Below are 18,304 nucleotides of genomic sequence, written 5' to 3'. Positions count from 1 at the left end.
CGACCCCGGCGCCGCATCAGGCAACGATCAGCGTTACATCAATGTTGCCGCGGGTGGCGTTGGAGTACGGGCACACGATGTGCGCCTTCTGCACCAGTTCTTCCACCTGCTCGCGCGGCACGCCCGGCACGTTGATGGTCAGCTCTGCCTCGATGCCGAAGCCGGTCGGGATCTGGCCGATGCCGACCTTGCCGGTGACGGTGGTGTCGGCCGGCAGCGCGACCTTGGCCTGGCCGGCCACGAACTTCAGCGCGCCCAGGAAGCAGGCCGAGTAGCCAGCGGCGAACAGCTGTTCCGGGTTGGTGCCCGGGCCGCCGGCACCACCCAGCTCGCGCGGGGTCGACAGCTGGATGTCCAGCACGTTGTCGGACGAGACGGAACGGCCTTCACGGCCGCCGGTGGAGGTGGCCTGGGCGGTATACAGAACCTTTTCGATGGACATCGGGATGCTCCTGGTCAGTGGGTGGGTACTGCTATGGAGCCTACTTTGCCCGGTTTCTGCGTACGTTGGGTTGCAGTCCGTACGAAAAACTTGATTGATCGTCCTGTTGGCCTAGATCGTCCACTCGCGGTCGGTGGTGAACATGATGGTCAGCCAGCGGTCCGGCGAGGCCTCGCCCAGCGCATCGCCGATCTCGTCGCGCAGCTGGTCCCATTCCAGCAGGGGCCGCGGCGGGTCGTCCTCGCGTACCACGAAGAACAACTCGATCTGCTCGCCACGCCCCACCTGGGCGACGTAGCTGCGATGCTCGACGAAGCCATGCTTGGCCACGATCGCGCGTGCCACCGCGTCCACGTGCGCCTGCAGTTCCGGCGGGGTGACCAGCAGGATGCCGGCCAGCGCCCGGCGCACCGTCCCGAGCGGGGCGATCATCACCAGCACGCAGACGAAGGCAAGGATGGCCGGGTCGATGTACGGCCCGACCCAGGCCAGCGAGGTGCCGCGCACCAGTACGCCGCCAAGGAAGGCCAGCAGGTAGCAGGCCGACATGCTGGCGGCGATCACCCAGTTCTTCGCGTCCAGCGCGATGAACTCCGAACCGATGCGGCGGTTGGCGCGCAGCACGAACCAGGCCAGCGCACCTTCGCCGATGATCGACAACCCGGCGAAGGCGATGGCTGGGCCGAGTGCGATGTGGCGGCCGCCGGACATCAGCGCATCCACCGCATTGACCAGCGCATACAGTGCCGCGCCGATCATCAGCGTGCCGCTCACCCCCAGCACGATGGGCTCCAGGTGCCAGAAGCCCATGGTGAAGCGCTGGTTGAGCCGCGACTGCAGCGCGTCGGTGCTGGTGGACAGTGCGATCAGACGCGCGACCAGCAGTGACAGCCACGTCATCACCACATCGATCAGGCCGTAGATGCCATCGAAGATGATCAGCGAGGAATTGGCCAGAAGACCAAATACCACCGCAGCGGCAGCCAGCAGCAATGAGCCTGCGATGGACAGGCGCAGCACGCCTTGTTCGGTACGCGCATCGAAGAAGCGTTCGGTGTTGGCAGGCATGCGGGAATCCAGCGGGAAATGGGCTGCGGAAGCAGCGCGTTGCCATTCTATCCAGCCTGCGGCACGTCGCCATGACCACGCCCGCACAGCGCCAGGAAAAGTCACCAGACTGGTAACCGTTTGCGGATTGACGGGTGCACACCCGAAGCGTATCGTTTGTACCACGATGACATAGAAGCCTCCGGTGACCCCGGGGGCTTCTTTCGTTTGCGCCGTCGCGCGCTGCGAGGTCACCGCCACCGGCCCTGACGTCCCCGTCGCAGCCGTTCTGTTTTCCGCCCCGATCCTGCCTTTCCCGCGCCGTCCTGGTGATCGTGTGGGGCGCCGCCGTGCGCGCAGGATCGGGGCACTCCACATCCATCAACGAAGGAGGATTCGATGCCCCTGCTGACCCTTGAGCAGTGCCGCGCGCACTGCCGTATCGACGGCGATTTTGACGACGCCATCCTGGGTGACCTGCTGGCCGCAGCCAGCGACGCAGCCGCGGCCTACCTGGGCCGCGAGCTGTACGCCGACCAGGCGGCGCTGGACCAGGCGCTGGACCAGCTGCCGCAGGACATGGCGGCGGCGGTGACCGGGCATGAAGCCGCGGTTGCCGCCGCCAATGCCGAGACCAACGCGGCCAAGGCCAAGGCCATGCGTGATGTGGCCGATCGCCGCCTGGCCGTGGCGACCGCGCGCAGTACGCGCCTGCTGCAGGGCATGCCGGTCAACGACAGCATCCGTGCAGCGGTGCGCCTGTTGCTGGGCCACCTGTACGCCCATCGCGAAGCCGTGGTCGTCTCTGCGCAGACGTTCGATGCACCGGCAGGCGCCACGGCCATTGCACTGGAGCTGCCGTTCGGCGTGGCCGCGCTGCTTGATCCGTACCGATCGGCAGCAACGCCATGAACGCCGGCCACTTCAATCGCCGCATCCGCATCGAGCGCCAGGACGGCCAGCTCGATGCGTGGGGGCAGCCGCTGGACGCCTGGCAGCCGGTGGCAGAACTGTGGGCCGCCATCATCGCCGACCGCGCAGACAGCGTGCAGCGGCTGACGCTGGCAAGCCGCCTGCCGGCGACGATCCGGCGCCAGCGCTTCCATGTCCGATTGGCAGCCGCACGACAGGCAGGCATCCAGGCCGGCATGCGCATCGTGCATGACGGTCGTGTTTTCAACATCACCGGCGTTGCGCCCGACTTCAGCCGGCGCCAGACCACGGTGCTGTTCACCGAACAGTCTTCAGGCATCGCCTGAGCGACGCCAACCAGGACACCGCGATGAGTTACGAAGCACAGCTGCACGCGCTGCTGGCCCCGCTGCTGCAGGGCCGGCTGTATCCCGACCTTCCGCCGGAACCGGTCATCTATCCGTGTGCCGTCTACCAGCAGATGGGTGGACAGTCCGTGTGGTTCAACGAAGGTTCCATTCCCGAACAGAAGCACGCTCGCGTGCAGCTGACCGTCTGGGCAGACAGCCGCGCCCAGGCCAACGCCCTGATCCGCAACATCGAGGATCAGGTATGCGCAGGATTGCCGACCGCCGAATCGTTCGGCGCTGCAATCGCCGTGCATGAGCCGATGCTGCACAAGTACGGCGCGCGGCTCGATTTCGGCCTGTGGTACGTCGACCCGTAAACCGCATCACCCGTGCAACACCCCAGCCCGGCATTCGCCGGGCTTTTTTTTATCCAACGAGGAAATACACCATGGCACTCAAGCTTCCCAAGGGCACCCAGTTCGGCTTCGCACCGGTCGTCTCCACCGCGATCGCCACCAGCGCGATCTCCAAGGCTGCGCCGGCGCTGGCCAGCGTTGCCGCCAACAGCGTCGACACCGGCGATGTGGTGGTCATTGAACTGCCGGGCTGGCCGGCCCTGAACAACCGCGCCACCCGCGCCGGTGCTGAAGCCACCGGCAGCGTTGAACTGCTGGGCATCGACACCACCGATACCGTGCTGTTCCCCGGTACCAGCGGTGCCGGTGTACTGCGCAAGGCGGGCGCCTTCGTCGACCTGGACCAGCAGGGTGACCCGACCACCGCCGGTGGCGAGCAGCAGTACTGGAGCGGCACGCTGCTCGAAGACCCGACCGGTCGCCAGGTCCAGATGCCGACCTTCAAGAACGCCAAGACCATCACCCTGCCGCTGTTCTACGATCCGAAGAAGCCGTGGTATTCGGCACTGAAGAACGCTGACGCCAAGGGCGAGCCGGTGATCCTGCGGGCCAAGCTGGTCGGCGGCGACGTGCTGTACTGGTACGGCTACCTGAGCTACAACGGCGACCCGACCATGGCCGCCAACACCCCGATGGGCACCACCGCGACCTTCACCGCGCTGGCAGACTCCATCCTGGTCGAGGGCGCCTGATGTTCCAGGTCAAGGCGCCGGAGAGCTTCAAGAGCACCCTGACCATCGTCGGTCACGGCCGCGAGCAGAAGCTCAACCTGACCTACCGGCACCTGTCGGTAGCCGACTACGCCAGCCTGCTGGAGCGTCTGGGCGATGACACGTTGAGCGTGGCCCAGGCCATCCTGGACATCGTGGTGGACTGGGATGCCGATGTGGCGCTGGACACCGCCGGCGTCGAGCTGGCGCTGCAGCAGCAGGCCGGCCTGGATGGCGCCATCATCGGTGGCTACACCCAGGCCCTGCAGGTCGCACGCAAGGGAAACTGATCGAGGCGGTGGGGGCCCTGTACTGGCGGGCCCCCACCGAGTCCGAGCTGATGAAGCTTGGATTGAAGGCAAAGCACTTTCCACCACCGCAGGTCGAGCTGTGGCCGGAGTGCGTGCTTCCCATCGAACTTTTTTCGCGGGTTGCCACCCAGTGGCGCGTCGGCGCAGGTGGCCCGATCGGGCTGGATTACAACGTGGTCTACCGGGAGCTGGAGCGCGAAGCGCTCGACGGCGACCAGCATGACGAGGTGATGGCGGCCATCCGCATCATCGAACGCGCTGCCTTGGAGCAGATGCAACAGGAATGAGCCGGCCATCGCGGCAATGCCGATGGCCGATCCCGGCTCCGCCGAAGCGGAGCCGACTCTCCCGAGGAACACTCAATGAGCACTACATCGCCTGGCAGCACACGGACCACCGTGGAGGCCAGCAACGCATTGGAAACGGCCATGCAGGCAGCAAGGCGCGGCATGACCGAGATGACCGGCACCACACAGGAGTTCCAGCGGCAGCTGGAGAAGATCAACACGGTGCAGCAGGCCTTCAATGCCGTGCTGACCACCAGCGCATCATTGGTCACCGCACTGTCCACGCAGCTGACCGCCCTGAACACGCAGCTGCAGGCGGCGGCGAAGGCAGGAACAACCGCAGCGGGCGCGGACGCCGGCAAGGCTGCAAAGAAGGAAGAGAAGGCCCAACAGGACGACAAGGGCCTGGCGGGCATCCGCAAGGGCCTGGGCGGCGCGCTCGGCGACTATATCGGCAAGACCGAAAACACCGCCACGGCTGCCAAGAAAGCCTTCGACAAAGCATTCACCGGCGCCGACGAAGCGTTGAGGAGCTTCGTGACCACCGGCAAGTCCAAGTACAAGGAACTGGCCCAGTCCATCCTGTCCGACCTCAAGATGATCGCCGCACAGCAGGCACTGGTCTGGGGGGCGAGGAAGATCGCCGGCTTGATGGGGGTCGACCTGACGCCCAAGGATGCAGCGACGGACGCGGCGGCGGTGGCTGCAGGCGTGGCGACTGCCAAGGACGCCAAGGTCGGTGATGCCAAGGCGGGCGAAACCAAGGACGCCAAGGACACCAAGGGCACCACAGGACTTTCGGGGTTCCGCAAGGGCTTCGGCAGCGCGCTCGGCGAGTACATGGAAAAGACCGAGAACTCCGCCAAGTCCACCCAGGATGCCTTTTCCAAGGCGTTCACCGGCGCAGAGGCGGCACTGCAGAGCTTCGTGAAGACGGGCAAGTCCAACTACAAGGATCTGGCCAAGTCGATCATCGCCGATCTAAAGATGATCGCCATCCAACAGGCAATCGTCTGGGGCGTCAAGAAGATCGCGGGCCTGTTCGGATATGGCACGGGGGTGGAGGCCAACGCCAACGGTGGCGTCTACCAGTCGCCGAGCCTGTCGGCCTATTCCGGCGGTGTCTACAACACCCCGCAACTGTTCGCCTTCGCCAGGGGCGCCGGCGTATTCGGCGAAGCGGGACCGGAAGCGATCATGCCGCTGCGGCGCGGGCCGGACGGCCGCCTGGGTGTGGCCGCGCACGGTGGCGGCGGTGGTGGCGGAGTGGGAGTCAGCATCCGCATCGACAACAACGGTGGCAAGGAAGTCACCACCAACGAAAGCATGCTGCAGCAGTTCGGCAACGAGATTGGCCAGTTCGTGGAACGCAAGTACCGCGAGCTGCAGAGTCGTGACCTGAAGGCAGGTGGTGTGCTCAGCAGGAGTGCCATGCAATGACCGACACCTTCACCTGGCCGGCAACCAGCCAGAGTACTGGAACCACCACCGCCGCCGTGAAGCGCGCGAAGTTCGGAGATGGCTATGCGCAGGCCGCTGCCGATGGCCTGAACGCCACTTCACGCAGTTACCAGCTGCAGTTCGTCGGCAACCGCAAAACGATCAACGAGATCGTGACCTTCCTGGATGGTCATGCCGGCCGCAGCTTCCTGTGGAAAGGGCCACTGGGGCAGGGGCTGTACATGTGCGATTCCTACACCGACAGCCATCTCGGCGGCCAGGTATCGACCATCACCGCCACCTTCGAGCAGACCTTCCACGCGTAGGCATGAGCATGGATCTTCAACGGATCGACCTGGATACCATCCAGCCCAACGGAAAGCGTGGGGAGACCCAGCGGCCGGCCTTCACCAAGATCAACCAGAACTTCCAGCAGGTTGGCCAGGCAGTCGACGGCCTGCCCGGGCAGCTCGCCGATACCATGATGCGCGCGCCGGCACGGCGCAATCGCCTGCTCAATGGCAATTTCGACATCTGGCAGCGCGGCAGCAGCTTCGGCATCTCCGGGAACTACACAGCCGACCGATGGTTCCTGCAGATGGGCAACGTCGAAGACGCCGTGTTCAAGCGCAATCCCGCAGCGGCAGGCGACAACAACTTCCCGTTCAGCACCTTCACGTTGTCGGTCAGTTCGAGTGGCAATACGGATGGCACAAACCACTTCTTTGTCTTCGAGCAGCGCGTGGAAGACGTCCGCAACTTCGCGGGCGTGGAGAGCACCGTTTCGTTCCTGGTGTTCAACGCCGGCGCCGCCGGGCGGAAGATCGCCCTTGAATTCGCCCAGACCTTTGGCGCGGGGGGAAGCACGCCTGTGCTGGGAATCGCGCCGGAGGTGGTCGAGCTGGCCTCCGGCCTGAACCGGATCCGCAGGACGGTGACACTGCCTTCCATCTCAGGGAAGGCACTGTCCGGTGACGGTGCGGCCGTGGTCTGCATATGGGTAACGGCGGGCACGCAGTTCGCCAGCCGCACCGCAGGACTGGGCGCGCAACAGGGCAAGCTGTACTTCGGAGAGTTCCAGTGGGAGGCGGGCCCGCTCGCGACGCCGTTCGAGTGGAGGCCGAAGGGGGAAGAGCTGCGGCTGTGCCAACGCTACTACCAGGTGGATGCCACTGGCGTGCCGTTCGACGGTGGATCGCGCTTCAACGCGGGCGTGGGCCTGATTCGGGGCGACAACGCGGTGTACCTCACCTACCGATTCAATCAGCGAATGCGGTCGGTACCCGCGGTCGCCTTCTCGAACCCATCGCAATGGCGGCTGCTCACGGGAGACGGTGCAACCAGCCTGACAGCGCTCAGTGCGGCGGAAGTTACGTCGACCCGCATGACCATCATCGGTGCGCTGAACACTGCCGCAGCGGGTCAGGCCGGCATCCTGCAGAGCGGAGATTCGGCAGCGGAGGGCACTGGATTGACCATGGATGCCGAAATCTGAGGTCCGCGGGAGGGCTGGAGAGCGTTCCTTCGCAACCGAAACCATCAAGGAAACAGCACAAATGCCACGAAAGATCATCGACCTCGATTCCGTTCAACCGAACGGAAAGCGGGGTGAAACACAGCGCCCGGCGTTTACCAAGATCAACGAGAATTTCGCCGAGGTCTACGACGCGTTGACCGAGGTCGCGAAGATCCCGGAAACCGTGGCGAATGCCATCACCGAGCGCGTTCCAGGCAGGAATCTGCTCATCAATGGCGCCCTGCAGTTCTGGCAACGCCGTACATCTGGTCGTGTCGGCACTGGGGCGGGGACGCTGGGCGCGGAAGTGTTCTTCGCCGACCGTTTCACGAACTCGGCACTGGTCTGCAACCACGACGTACAGCGGGTGGCGTACGACGGGCAGGCCGGATTTCCGGAAGATACACGGTCGATTCTGGTCTGCACCGTATCCGAGGCCATCGCCAGAAGTGGCGCCTGGATGGGGCAGAAGATCGAGGGTGTCCGCAGTGCAAGTGGAGACATCACGATCTCGGTATGGGCGAACTCTGATGCGCCCGGTCGCAGTGTGGGCGTTCGTGTCATCCAGGATTTCGGAACCGGCGGCTCACCCTCGCCGCAGGTGGTGCTGGAAGCCGGTGTGCTCACACTGGGCACCACCGCCAAACGTCACAGCATCACGGTGACGTTGCCGAGTACCCGGGGAAAGGTGCTCGGCAGCAACGGCAACGACCACCTCTACGTAGTGTTCGACCTGTGCGGTGCTGGTCAGAAGGGCGAGCTGGTGGCACAGAACGGCTCGTTTGGCTTTACCCAGTTCCAGGTCGAATCGGGCCGCGCAGCGACACGCTTCGACTGGCGGCCGCCAGGTGTGGAACTGGCGTTGTGCCAGCGCTACTACGAGAAGAGCTACAACCTCGACATCGTACCCAACACGGCGCACAACGAAGGGCGCGAGGCATTCTCGATCAACTCACCGGGAATGGCGCATTACCAGAGCGTGCGATTCCAGACGGCAAAGCGCGCTCATCCCTACGTGATGATCATCTCGGCCGACAACATCCAGCAGGATGGACACATCGCGGAAGACAACATCTCCCGCGTGCCCTGCCTGGTCAACTACGCCTCGCCTTCCGGGTACGAAGTCAGCTGGACCAACAATCCAGGCCGCTGGGGCGGCTGGTGGCATTGGTGGGCCGACGCCGAGCTTTGATGGGGCGCCCGCAGGGAACAGGACGACAGCAATGACGAGAAAAATCATCGACCTCGATTCCGTTCAGCCGAACGGAATGCGGGGCGAAACCCAGCGCCCGGCGTTTACCAAGATCAACGACAACTTCGCCGAAGTGTATGGCGCGCTGGATTCGCTGGAAAGCGCATTGCAGAGCGCGGCTCCAGGCAGGAACCGCCTGATCAACGGCAACTTCGATTTCTGGCAGCGGGCCACCACTGGCACCACCCAAGGCGGCGAGATCTATGTGGCCGATCGTTGGACCGTGGCAGCGCTGAGCTGCACGCATACCGCAAATCGCGGGGCCAATCTTCCTGCCGGCGGAGCCGCGCCGGAATCGCGCCGTTTCCTCAACAGCGTTGTCTCCAAGGTCAGTGCAGGCAGCAGCGCCTATGTCGCACAGAAGGTCGAAGGGGTCGCCACGCTGTCCGACGGCGAAGTGGTGGTTTCCGGCTTCGCCTATGGCCCGCCAGGAAAACGCATCGGTGTTCGTCTCATCCAGCACTTTGGCACCGGTGGTTCGCCGTCCGCCGCGGTCAGCGTAGAGCTGGGAACCGTGGCGGTCACCGCCGCGTCCTGGACCTATTTCCAGCTCAGTGCGCGACTGCCATCGGTGAAGGGGAAGACGCTGGGCAGCAATGCCGACAGCGATTTCCTGTGGCTGGTGGTGGATCTGTGCGCCGATGCCTATGGCGGTGTCATCTCCGGTCAGAGCGGAGAGTTCGGCCTTGCGATGATGCAGCTGGAGCGCGGCGACAGGGCAACGGCATTCGACCTGCGCCCGCTGGCTCACGAGCTGCAGCTGTGCCAGCGCTACTACGAGAAGAGCTACAACCTGGATGTGCCGCCTGGCACGGCCGATGGCATCGGACGCGACAACCAGTTCTACGACCGCAGTGTCGGCGTTGGCAGCACCTCGCAAATCCGGTGTCGCGTGCCCAAGCGGGCCATCCCAGCCTACACGGTCTACAGCGATGTGAACGGGCAGGCAGGGCGCATATCCGGCGCAAGCGGCGGCATCGGCACGGTGACGTCCATCGTATATGCCGGCCAGTCCGGCGCACAGGTCAATTACCAATCCGCCGCAGGCAACTGGGGCTCCTCCTTCCATTGGACCGCCGACGCGGAGCTATGACATGTATCAACTGACCGAAGAGATCGACACCATCAAGTGCCTGCAGACCGGCGCCTTCATTCCACGTGGCCACCGTCTGTGGAATGACTATGAAGCCTGGTGTACGGCAGGCAATGAGCCGGAGCCGGTACCGCCGCTGTTCGTACCCGGCTCGGCGCAGTTCCATCGCTTCATCCGCGGAAAGGCGTGGGAGTGGATGGCCCAGTGTGCCCGCGATCGCGGCTATGACAGCATCGAGAGTTGCTGCAGCTACGCGGGCAGTGCGGTGCCGCGCTATGCGCAGGACGCCATCGCCATGATTGCCTGGCGCGACGGGGTCAACCTCGCATTGGAGACTATTGAGTCCACCGCCGAGGAGAACGCGCCGGACTGGCGGCAGGTCCAGGCGCAACTGCCGCAGCCGGATGCATTCGGCTGGCCTGCCGAGCAGGCGCCGGAAATCATCGGCGGCTGAGGAGGACGACGCATGGCACGACGCACAATCGACCTTGATACCGTGCAGCCGAACGGAAAGCGGGGTGAGACGCAACGGCCGGCCTTCACCAAGGTCAATGAGAACTTCGCCGATCTCTACACGGATCTGGATGAACTCGAAACCACGGTGCAGGATCTCCGGCGCAGGCAGAACGGCCGGAACCGGCTGATCAACGGTGACTTCAGGTTCTGGCAACGGGGCAGCAGCCGCACTGTGGTGTCGCCTCTGGCGGTGTATGTTCCCGATCGCTTCCAGGTGGTATGCACCGGGGCGGGGCAGGTCGCGGTGTCACGCCGCAGCTTCGATGCCCCGGCATTCGGGGTCACGGGATTCATGAACTGCGATCTCACCGGATCGACGGCCGCGACCGAGGCGTTCGTCACCCAGCCGGTGGAAGGCGTGCAGACGCTGGCGGGAAGTACCGTGACGCTGAGCATGCAGGCATGGGCCGCGACGCCGGGCTGCCGCATCGGCGTTCGCTTCATCCAGACGTTTGGTACCAATGGGTCTCCGGACGTGACGGTCCGGGCAGGCGTCCAGGAGATCGGCACCGCGGCCGCGCTCAGGTACTTCACCGTCGAGTTGCCATCCATTGCTGGCAAGACCGTGGGAGCCAACAGCAAGCTGCACGTCATCGTCGACTTTGCGACGCCCGGTGGTTATGGCGGACAGCTTGTCGGCCAGTCTGGGTCCTTCTCGCTGACCTGCATGCAGTTGGAGAAGGGGGCGACACCTACCGACTACGACATGCGTGATGACGCAACCGAGTTGATGCTGTGCCAGCGGTACTACGAGAAGAGCTTCCCGCTGGAACAGGCACCGCAGCTTGGCATGCCGTCACCGCAGGGCGTCGCCGCCGCGTTCCAGGCAGGCCTGGCGCGCAGTGAGCAGATCTCCTTCAAGGTCGCCAAACGCACTGTGCCCGCACTCACGCTCTACTCCAACAGTGAAGTGGCGCCGGCCCTCGGCTACTGGTCGTTGTTCAACGGCAACGGGTGGTCACGTGGAATGGCTGTCCCGCTGTTCCTTCGTCCCGATGGATTCACGCTTCAGCTTGATTTCGGTTCTGGCCTGACGCCGTTCTATGCCTATCTGGTGGGCGGCAACTGGGCGGCTGACGCCGAGATCTGACCCTGGCCGTCAACACCGGCGCACGCAGCGAGGACTGCACATGACACGAAGAATCATCGACCTGGACACCGTCCAGCCCAACGGCAAGCGGGGTGAGACCCAGCGACCGGCATTCACCAAGATCAACGACAACTTCGCCGAGATCTACGCTGGTCTGGACGACGCGCAATCGGCGCTCATGCATCTGGAAGGCCGCATGGCCGGAAGGAACCCGCTCATCAACGGCGACTTCCGGTTCTGGCAGCGCGGTGCAGTGTTCCCTGCATCCACGGGCTCTCGCTACATCGCTGACCGCTGGGCGATCAATGCCATCGGCACCAGGGTGGCTGCCTCACGCGAGGATGTGCCTCCAGGCGGCGGCCAGGGAGGGCGCCTGCTGGCTGGGTCGCGCCACCTGCTTCGGCTGGAGGTGCAGAGCGTTGCCGGTGCCGGCAACATGGCGCTGGTCCAACAGCGCATCGAGGATGTCCGGACACTGGCCGGGCGCACCGTCACGATCAGTTTCAAGGCGCGCGCCTCGGTGGACGACTTCCGCATCGGCGTGGAGCTGCAGCAGTCCTACGGAACGGGTGGGTCTACCGCGCGCGACAGCATCGGCGCCTCGGTCGTGCTCGATACGCTGTGGCGATGGCACCAGGTCACCGTGGAAGTTCCCGGTCTTGCCGGCAAGACGCTGGGCCCGGACAGCTACCTGCAACTGGGCTTCTGGCTGGACGCAGGTGCCGATTTCGGCGGCCGCGCGTTCGCCGCCGGGCAGAAGAGCGGCAGCGTGCAACTGGCCGAAGTGCAGATCGAAGAAGGCGATAACGCCACCGACTTCGACCGCCGGTCCGAAGCACTGGAGCTGCTGTTGTGCCAGCGCTACTACGAGACGGTGGATGTAAACCGGATCATCGGCATCACCTACACCGCCAACGGCGACACGCGAGCGTTCATCCCGTTCAAGGTGCGCAAACGCTCAGCACCCAGAATCTCCTCGCCGTCCACCGCGCTGAACCTGGTGGGCTTCGGCAATGCCGGCAACCTGGTCAACTTCGACGGCGGAGCGCCCAGCTGGCAGTCCACGGTTGACGCGGCAGTCATCGCCTCGATGCCGAACAACATGCAGCTCTGGGGCGCGGTGGTGGTGTGGTCGACCACCTCGCAGGTGCTGGTCCAGGCCGATGCGGAGCTCTGAGCCATGACAACCCCCGCTCCGCAGGCGCCAAAGCACGCCTGCTTCACCACCACTGCCTCGCTGCGCCCAGGCCACCACGTCATCGTGCCGTGCGGCCAGGAACGGTACCCCGTACCACCTCCTCTTCCCAATGCCGCACAGGAGAACACCCCATGATCACCGCCGATGCCCAGCAGCTTGAGCCGGGTGGCCGCATCACCGTCTATGAACTCGACGCCAGCAGTTTCGGCGCCGACAAGCTCTTCTTCCACGCGCACCTGCAGAGTGGCCTCATCTGGTGGCAGGGCCAGGAATATGGCCCCTGGCCGATCGAGGCCAGCGGCTTCGAGCGCACCAGCGACCAGCCGCCGAACCCGCGCCTGCGCGTGAGCAACATCGATGGCCGCATCACCGCCATGTGCCTGTTGTTCGATGACCTGGTCGGTGCCCGCATCATCCGCCGGCAGACACTGGCCAAGTACCTGGATGCCGCCAACTTCGAGGAAGGCAATCCCAGCGCGGATCCTGGCGAGCACTTCCCTGATGAAGTCTGGTTCATCGAGCGCAAGATCGGTGAGGACAAGCAGATGGTCGAGTTCGAGCTGACCACCGCGATCGATCTCAATGGGCAGCAGCTGCCGGGCAGGCAGATCATCGCCGGCATGTGTGGCTGGCTGGTGCGTGGCGGCTATCGCGGCGCGTACTGTGGCTACAACGGTCCAGCGGTGGCCGACAGCGACGACGTCGCCACCGATGATCCGGCGCGTGACCAGTGCGGCGGTCGGGTACGCAGCTGCAAGCTGCGCTTCGGCCAGGACAAGCCGCTGCCCTATGGCGGCTTCCCCGCCGCGGGCCTGTTGCGCTCCTGATCGATCCCCTCCCGATTCCACTTTCCAGGCCCGCCCGCGCGGGCCTTTTTCATGGGTGAAACATGCAACCGACAACCCTGCAGGCCATCCAGGCGCACGCCGTGGCCGAGTACCCGCGCGAATGCTGCGGGCTGATCGTGGCCATTGAAGGCCACGAACGCTATCTTCCCTGCCGCAACGTGGCCGCCACGCCCAGCGAGCATTTCCGCCTGCCCGCTGAGGACTATGCCGTGGCCGAGGACAAGGGCGAGGTGCTGGCCCTGGTGCACAGCCATCCCGATGCCGCCGCAACGCCGTCCGACGCCGATCGGGTCATGTGCGAGCGCAGCGGGCTGACCTGGCACATCGTCAGCGTCGGCCAGGTAACAGGCGAGGCACCGCTGTGCGGTGATCTGCAGACCCTGCATCCCACGGGCTACATGGCACCGTTGGTCGGTCGCCAGTTCGCCCACGGTGTGCTGGACTGCTACAGCCTGGTCCGCGATTTCCACGCACGCGAACTGGGCATCCCGCTGTCCGAGTACGAACGCCAGGACGACTGGTGGAGCCACGGCCAGGACCTGTACAGCCTTGAACGGCTGCACGCCGAGGGCTTCGACCTGATCGAGGGCGAGCCGCAGCGGGGCGACATGATCCTGATGCAGATCCGCTCGCCGGTCACCAACCACGCGGGCATCTACCTCGGCGACGGGCAGATGCTGCATCACCTGCATGGCCGCCTGTCCGAGACCGTACCGTACGGCGGCATGTGGGCCGAGCGCACCCGTTGCATCGTCCGCCATCGCGAGGTGCGCCATGACTGACCGTCTTCGTACGATCCGCCTGTACGGCAAGCTGGGTGCGCGCTTTGGGCGCAGGTTCCGGCTGGCGGTGAACAGCCCGGCCGAGGCGGTGCATGCGCTGTGCACGATGTTGCCGGGATTCCAGCAGTACCTGATGGGCGCAAAGGCCAAGGGCATGGAGTTTGCCGTGTTCAACGGGCGGCAGAACCTGTCGCGGGATCAGCTGCACGACCCGCCGGGACAGGATGACATCCGTATTGCGCCGGTGCTGGTGGGCAGCAAGCGGGGAGGCATTCTGCAGACGATCATGGGCGTTGTTTTGATTGTTGTTGGCGTCTACATGAACATTGCGGCCGGTGGATCCGGTACCGGATTCATCCAGATGGGTGTGGGCATGGTGGTCGGTGGCGTCGCCCAGATGCTCTCCCCCCAGCCAAAAGGCCTGGGTGCCAAAGACACACCCGAAAACGCGCCCAGCTACAGCATGAACGGCACCGTCAACACGCAGGCGCAAGGCAACCCCGTGCCGGTCGCCTATGGCGGCCATGACACCAAGGGCATGTTCATCGGCTCGGCCGTGATCAGCGGCGGCATCCTGGCGGAGGACCAGTTTTGAATCAGACCACTCATCCCACGCCGCGCACGCGCGGCGCAGCCACGCCAGTGCTGGCGGGTGCCAAGAAGGGCGCGAGTAACGCCCGAACCCCGGTCGAAACCGCCGACAGCCTGCACTCGATGGCGGTGGCCCGCATCATCGACCTCGCCAGCGAGGGCGAGATCCGTGGCCTGGTTGCCGGCAAGCAGTCGATCTACCTGGACCAGGTGCCGATCGAGAATCCGGACGGCACGCTGAACTTCTCCGGCGTGGACGTGCAGACGCGCTCCGGCACCCAGGACCAGGAGCACATCAGCGGCTTCCCCTCCATCGAGAACGAAGTCGGGGTCAACGTCGAGCTGCGCAGCGATGCGCCGGTGGTGCGCACCGTATCGGGTGCCGATCTGTCAGCCGTCCGTATCCGCTTTGCGGTGCCGGCGTTGCAGAAGACCAACACCGAGAACGGTGATACTGAAGGCTACCGGATCATGTACGCGGTGGATCTGTCCACCGACGGCGGCCCGTTCAGCACGGTGCTGACCGATGCCTTCAGTGGCAAGACCACCAGCCAGTACGAGCGCAGCCGCCGCATCGATCTGCCTGCCGGCAGCCAGTGGCAGGTGCGCATCCGCCGGCTGACCGCCAACGCCAACAGCAGCACCATCGCCGATACCATCAACGTGCTGTCGATGACCGAGATCATCGATGCCAAGCTGCGCTATCCGAACTGTGCGCTGGCGGCGGTGCAGGTTGATGCCAGCCAGTTCCAGAACATTCCCACCCGGTCCTACCAGCTGTGGGGCCGCATCGTACGCATCCCCTCCAACTACGATCCGCTCAGCCGTCTCTACAGCGGTGTGTGGGACGGTACCTTCAAGAGTGGCTGGACCAACAATCCGGCCTGGGTGTTCTTCGACATCGTCACCAACGATCGCTTCGGCCTGGGCCATCGTGTTCCGCTGGACTGGGTGGACAAGTGGCGGCTGTACCAGATCGCGCGCTACTGCGATGAACTGGTCAGCGATGGCCAGGGCGGCAAGGAGCCGCGCTTCACCTGCAGCCTGTATCTGCAGACCCGCGCCGAGGCCTACCGCGTGCTGCAGGACATCGCCACCATGTTCCGCGGCATCAGCTTCTATGCGGCGGGGCAGGTGATGGCCTCGGCCGACATGCCCAAGGACCCGGTGCTGACCTACAGCCAGGCCAACGTCATCGAAGGGCGTTTCCACTATGCCGGCAGCAGCCGCACGGCGCGGCACACGGTGGCCCTGGTGTCGTGGATCGATCCGGACGACTTCGGCCGGCAGAAGGTCGAAGTTGTGCAGCACCTGCCTGGCGTGGCCCGCTACGGCATCAACCAGACCGAAGTGACGGCGGTGGGCTGCCACTCGCGTTCGCAGGCGCAGCGCGTGGGCAACCACATCCTGCATACCGAGATGCTGGAAACCGAGACGATCAGCTTCTCGGTGGGCCTGGATGCGCTGGGCTGCATGCCCGGTGATGTGATCCAGGTGGCCGACCCGAACCGCGCCGGCCGCCGCAATGCGGGCCGCATCCGTAGTGCGGGTACGCGCAGCCTGGTGCTGGACCGCATGCCGGAACAGATCGCGGTCGGTGACACCCTGCGTGCCACCCTGCCCAGCGGGCAGACCGAAGCACGCACGGTGCAGTCGGTGGACGGCGAGACGGTGACCGTCACCGCGCCGTGGTCGGCGGTGCCGGTGGCGCAGTCGGTCTGGGCATTGGAATCGCCGGAGCTGGCCCTGCAGCACTATCGCGTGCTGTCGATCAGCGAAGGCGAGGACCTGACCTATCAGATCACCGCGCTCAAGCACGTGCCGGGCAAGTACGCCGCCATCGACGATGGCACGCGCCTGGAACAGCCGCCGATCAGCATCATCCCGCCCAGCGTGCAGCCGGCACCGGCCAACGTGCGGATGGCCTCGCATGTGGTGGTCGACCAGGGCATCGCTACCTCCGTGCTCACGATCGAGTGGGATGCTGCAGACAAGGCGATCGGTTATGACGTGGAATGGCGCCGTGGCGATCTCAACTGGGTCCGCGCTGGTCGCGTCGGGACGCAAAGCCTGGAAGTGCGGGGCGTCTACGCAGGCGAGTATCTGGCCCGCGTACGCGCGGTCAATGCGCTGGGCGCGGTGTCGCAGCCGACGCTCAGCGCGCTCACCGCCATTGAAGGCAAGACGACGCCGCCACCGGCATTGACCTCGCTGACCGCGCGCAGCAGGGTGTTCGGCATCGAGCTGGGCTGGCAATTCCCGGCAGGCGCCACGGATACCGAACGCACGGAGCTCTGGTACAGCACCAGCCCGGATCGCGCAGCGGCCATCAAGCTTGGCGACTTCGCCTATCCACAGTCGCGGCACCAGATGAACGGTCTCGCGGCGGGCGCACGCTTCTGGTTCTGGGGGCGCCTGGTCGATCGCAGCGGCAACGTGGGTCCGTGGCATCCGGTGGAGATGGGTGTTCTGGGCGAGTCCAGCAGCAACCCATCGGACTACGACGCCTATTTCGCCGGCCGCATCAACGAAAGCGCGCTGGGCCAACAGTTGAAGGGCAAGATCGAGCGCGTCACCGAAGTGCTGCCGCTGGTCTGGGATGCCGAGGCAACCTACAGCCCAGGGCAGACCGTCATCCACGACGGCAGGATCTGGAGCTGGCAGGGCGCCGCTGCAGGCAACGAGACGCCGCCGGGCAGCCACTGGAAGAACATCGGCGACGCGATCGCCGAGGCGGGTGCCATCGTCGGCCGTGTCGACCAGCTGGAAATGGACGTGACCGACGTCGATGGCAAGGTGGCTGCGCAGGGGCAGAAGGTCGACGGCCTGTTCGCCCAGGTCAGCGACCACACTGCCGGCGAGGAGGACTACAACGTCGGCGAGAACGATGTCAGCGCCGGTGCCATCACCGTCTACAGCGTGATGGCCGAGAAGGACGCGGCACTGGCTAAGCGCGTGGACACGGTCGAAGCGTCCATCGAAGGTGTTCCAGGCAAGATCGAGGGCGTCAGCGCCGCGGTCCAGCAGGTCTCGCAGGCCGTGGTCAACCTGGATGGCAAGGTCAGCGCGACCTATACGGTCAAGGCGCAGATCACCAGCGCCGGGCAGATCTACATGGCCGGCATGGGTCTGGGCGTGGAGCAGCAGCCAGATGGCAGCTATCAGAGCCAGATCCTGATGCAGGCTGATCGCTTCGCGCTGATCAACACCAACAGCGGGCAGGTCAGTGCGCCCTTCGTGGTGCAGGGCGGGCAGACCTTCATCAGCCAGGCACTGATCGGCAACGGCTGGATCCAGAACGCCATGATCGGCGACGTGATCCAGTCCAATGCGGTTGGTGCCGGCGGGCAACCGCGATGGAGGCTCGACAAGAACGGCACGCTGACGATGAACGGCCCCGAGAACGGCGGCCGCCTGACCATCAATGACAGTGTCATCCACGTTTACGACAGCAACGGCCGCGTCCGCGTCCGCATGGGGATCTGGTAATGGCAACAGGTATG

Annotated in this window: 20 protein-coding genes; 18 read left to right on the top strand and 2 right to left on the bottom strand. The window is 65.0% G+C overall.

Features of this window, described 5'->3' with window-relative positions; translation table 11 throughout:
- Nucleotides 1-16: 16 nt before the first annotated feature.
- Nucleotides 17-442: an organic hydroperoxide resistance protein gene (locus tag AC5P5W_RS19445; protein ID WP_004153735.1), complete on the bottom strand. Its 426-nt coding sequence runs from the start codon at nt 440-442 to the stop codon at nt 17-19.
- Between the two features lie 111 nt (nt 443-553).
- On the bottom strand, nt 554-1,510 hold the full coding sequence (locus AC5P5W_RS19440; protein WP_014645594.1) for a cation diffusion facilitator family transporter: 957 nt from the start codon (nt 1,508-1,510) through the stop codon (nt 554-556).
- 378 nt (nt 1,511-1,888) lie between these two features.
- Here AC5P5W_RS19440 and AC5P5W_RS19435 point away from each other — a divergent pair, with 378 nt between their 5' ends.
- The 18 genes from AC5P5W_RS19435 (at nt 1,889) to AC5P5W_RS19350 (ending at nt 18,290) form a co-directional block, all read left to right on the top strand.
- A complete protein-coding gene (locus AC5P5W_RS19435) occupies nt 1,889-2,401 on the top strand; it encodes a head-tail connector protein (protein WP_111206535.1) in 513 nt (170 codons plus the stop codon).
- A complete protein-coding gene (locus tag AC5P5W_RS19430) occupies nt 2,398-2,748 on the top strand; it encodes a head-tail adaptor protein (protein ID WP_197574399.1) in 351 nt (116 codons plus the stop codon). The genes AC5P5W_RS19435 and AC5P5W_RS19430 overlap by 4 nt, the downstream gene beginning before the upstream one ends.
- A gap of 23 nt (nt 2,749-2,771) precedes the next feature.
- Nucleotides 2,772-3,128, top strand: a complete 357-nt coding sequence (gp17, locus tag AC5P5W_RS19425) for a tail completion protein gp17 (RefSeq protein WP_053494639.1) — start codon at nt 2,772-2,774, stop codon at nt 3,126-3,128.
- A 71-nt stretch (nt 3,129-3,199) separates the two neighbouring features.
- Nucleotides 3,200-3,859: a phage tail protein gene (locus tag AC5P5W_RS19420; protein ID WP_014645598.1), complete on the top strand. Its 660-nt coding sequence runs from the start codon at nt 3,200-3,202 to the stop codon at nt 3,857-3,859.
- Entirely contained in the window at nt 3,859-4,167 is a 309-nt protein-coding gene (locus tag AC5P5W_RS19415) for a phage tail assembly chaperone (RefSeq protein ID WP_014645599.1), read from the top strand. Before AC5P5W_RS19420 ends, AC5P5W_RS19415 begins: the two co-directional genes overlap by 1 nt.
- 8 nt (nt 4,168-4,175) lie before the next feature.
- Nucleotides 4,176-4,475, top strand: coding sequence for a DUF1799 domain-containing protein (locus tag AC5P5W_RS19410; protein ID WP_227863846.1), 300 nt, complete (start codon nt 4,176-4,178; stop codon nt 4,473-4,475).
- 162 nt (nt 4,476-4,637) lie between these two features.
- Entirely contained in the window at nt 4,638-5,915 is a 1,278-nt protein-coding gene (locus tag AC5P5W_RS19405) for a phage tail tape measure protein (protein ID WP_495221388.1), read from the top strand.
- Complete coding sequence (locus tag AC5P5W_RS19400) at nt 5,912-6,241, top strand: phage tail protein (RefSeq protein WP_049441818.1); 330 nt, start codon at nt 5,912-5,914, stop codon at nt 6,239-6,241. Before AC5P5W_RS19405 ends, AC5P5W_RS19400 begins: the two co-directional genes overlap by 4 nt.
- 2 nt (nt 6,242-6,243) lie before the next feature.
- Nucleotides 6,244-7,410, top strand: coding sequence for a hypothetical protein (locus AC5P5W_RS19395; RefSeq protein WP_197574400.1), 1,167 nt, complete (start codon nt 6,244-6,246; stop codon nt 7,408-7,410).
- A 61-nt stretch (nt 7,411-7,471) separates the two neighbouring features.
- The gene (locus AC5P5W_RS19390; RefSeq protein ID WP_197574401.1) at nt 7,472-8,623 is read left to right on the top strand and encodes a hypothetical protein; all 1,152 of its coding nucleotides are present in this window, start codon (nt 7,472-7,474) and stop codon (nt 8,621-8,623) included.
- Between the two features lie 31 nt (nt 8,624-8,654).
- Nucleotides 8,655-9,776: a hypothetical protein gene (locus AC5P5W_RS19385; RefSeq protein WP_140222781.1), complete on the top strand. Its 1,122-nt coding sequence runs from the start codon at nt 8,655-8,657 to the stop codon at nt 9,774-9,776.
- 1 nt (nt 9,777) lies between these two features.
- The gene (locus tag AC5P5W_RS19380) at nt 9,778-10,230 is read left to right on the top strand and encodes a hypothetical protein (RefSeq protein WP_075076396.1); all 453 of its coding nucleotides are present in this window, start codon (nt 9,778-9,780) and stop codon (nt 10,228-10,230) included.
- Nucleotides 10,231-10,242: 12 nt separating this feature from the next.
- A complete protein-coding gene (locus AC5P5W_RS19375; protein ID WP_053494634.1) occupies nt 10,243-11,382 on the top strand; it encodes a hypothetical protein in 1,140 nt (379 codons plus the stop codon).
- A gap of 40 nt (nt 11,383-11,422) precedes the next feature.
- Nucleotides 11,423-12,559 carry a hypothetical protein gene (locus tag AC5P5W_RS19370; RefSeq protein WP_197574402.1) on the top strand — a complete coding sequence of 379 codons (1,137 nt, stop codon included), beginning with the start codon at nt 11,423-11,425 and terminating at the stop codon, nt 12,557-12,559.
- 152 nt (nt 12,560-12,711) lie between these two features.
- Nucleotides 12,712-13,407 (top strand): phage minor tail protein L, encoded by a 696-nt coding sequence (locus AC5P5W_RS19365; RefSeq protein ID WP_014645608.1) that lies wholly within the window; start codon nt 12,712-12,714, stop codon nt 13,405-13,407.
- A 62-nt stretch (nt 13,408-13,469) separates the two neighbouring features.
- Entirely contained in the window at nt 13,470-14,210 is a 741-nt protein-coding gene (locus tag AC5P5W_RS19360) for a C40 family peptidase (RefSeq protein ID WP_014645609.1), read from the top strand.
- Entirely contained in the window at nt 14,203-14,805 is a 603-nt protein-coding gene (locus tag AC5P5W_RS19355; RefSeq protein ID WP_049441827.1) for a tail assembly protein, read from the top strand. Before AC5P5W_RS19360 ends, AC5P5W_RS19355 begins: the two co-directional genes overlap by 8 nt.
- Nucleotides 14,802-18,290, top strand: coding sequence for a TipJ family phage tail tip protein (locus AC5P5W_RS19350; protein ID WP_197574403.1), 3,489 nt, complete (start codon nt 14,802-14,804; stop codon nt 18,288-18,290). The genes AC5P5W_RS19355 and AC5P5W_RS19350 overlap by 4 nt, the downstream gene beginning before the upstream one ends.
- The last annotated feature ends 14 nt before the right edge of the window (nt 18,291-18,304 follow it).

The organism is Stenotrophomonas sp. YJH_SMC_123 (assembly GCF_059368215.1).
The sequence above is the reverse complement of the archived record's forward strand: the minus strand, read 5'-3'. Positions and strand labels throughout refer to the sequence as shown.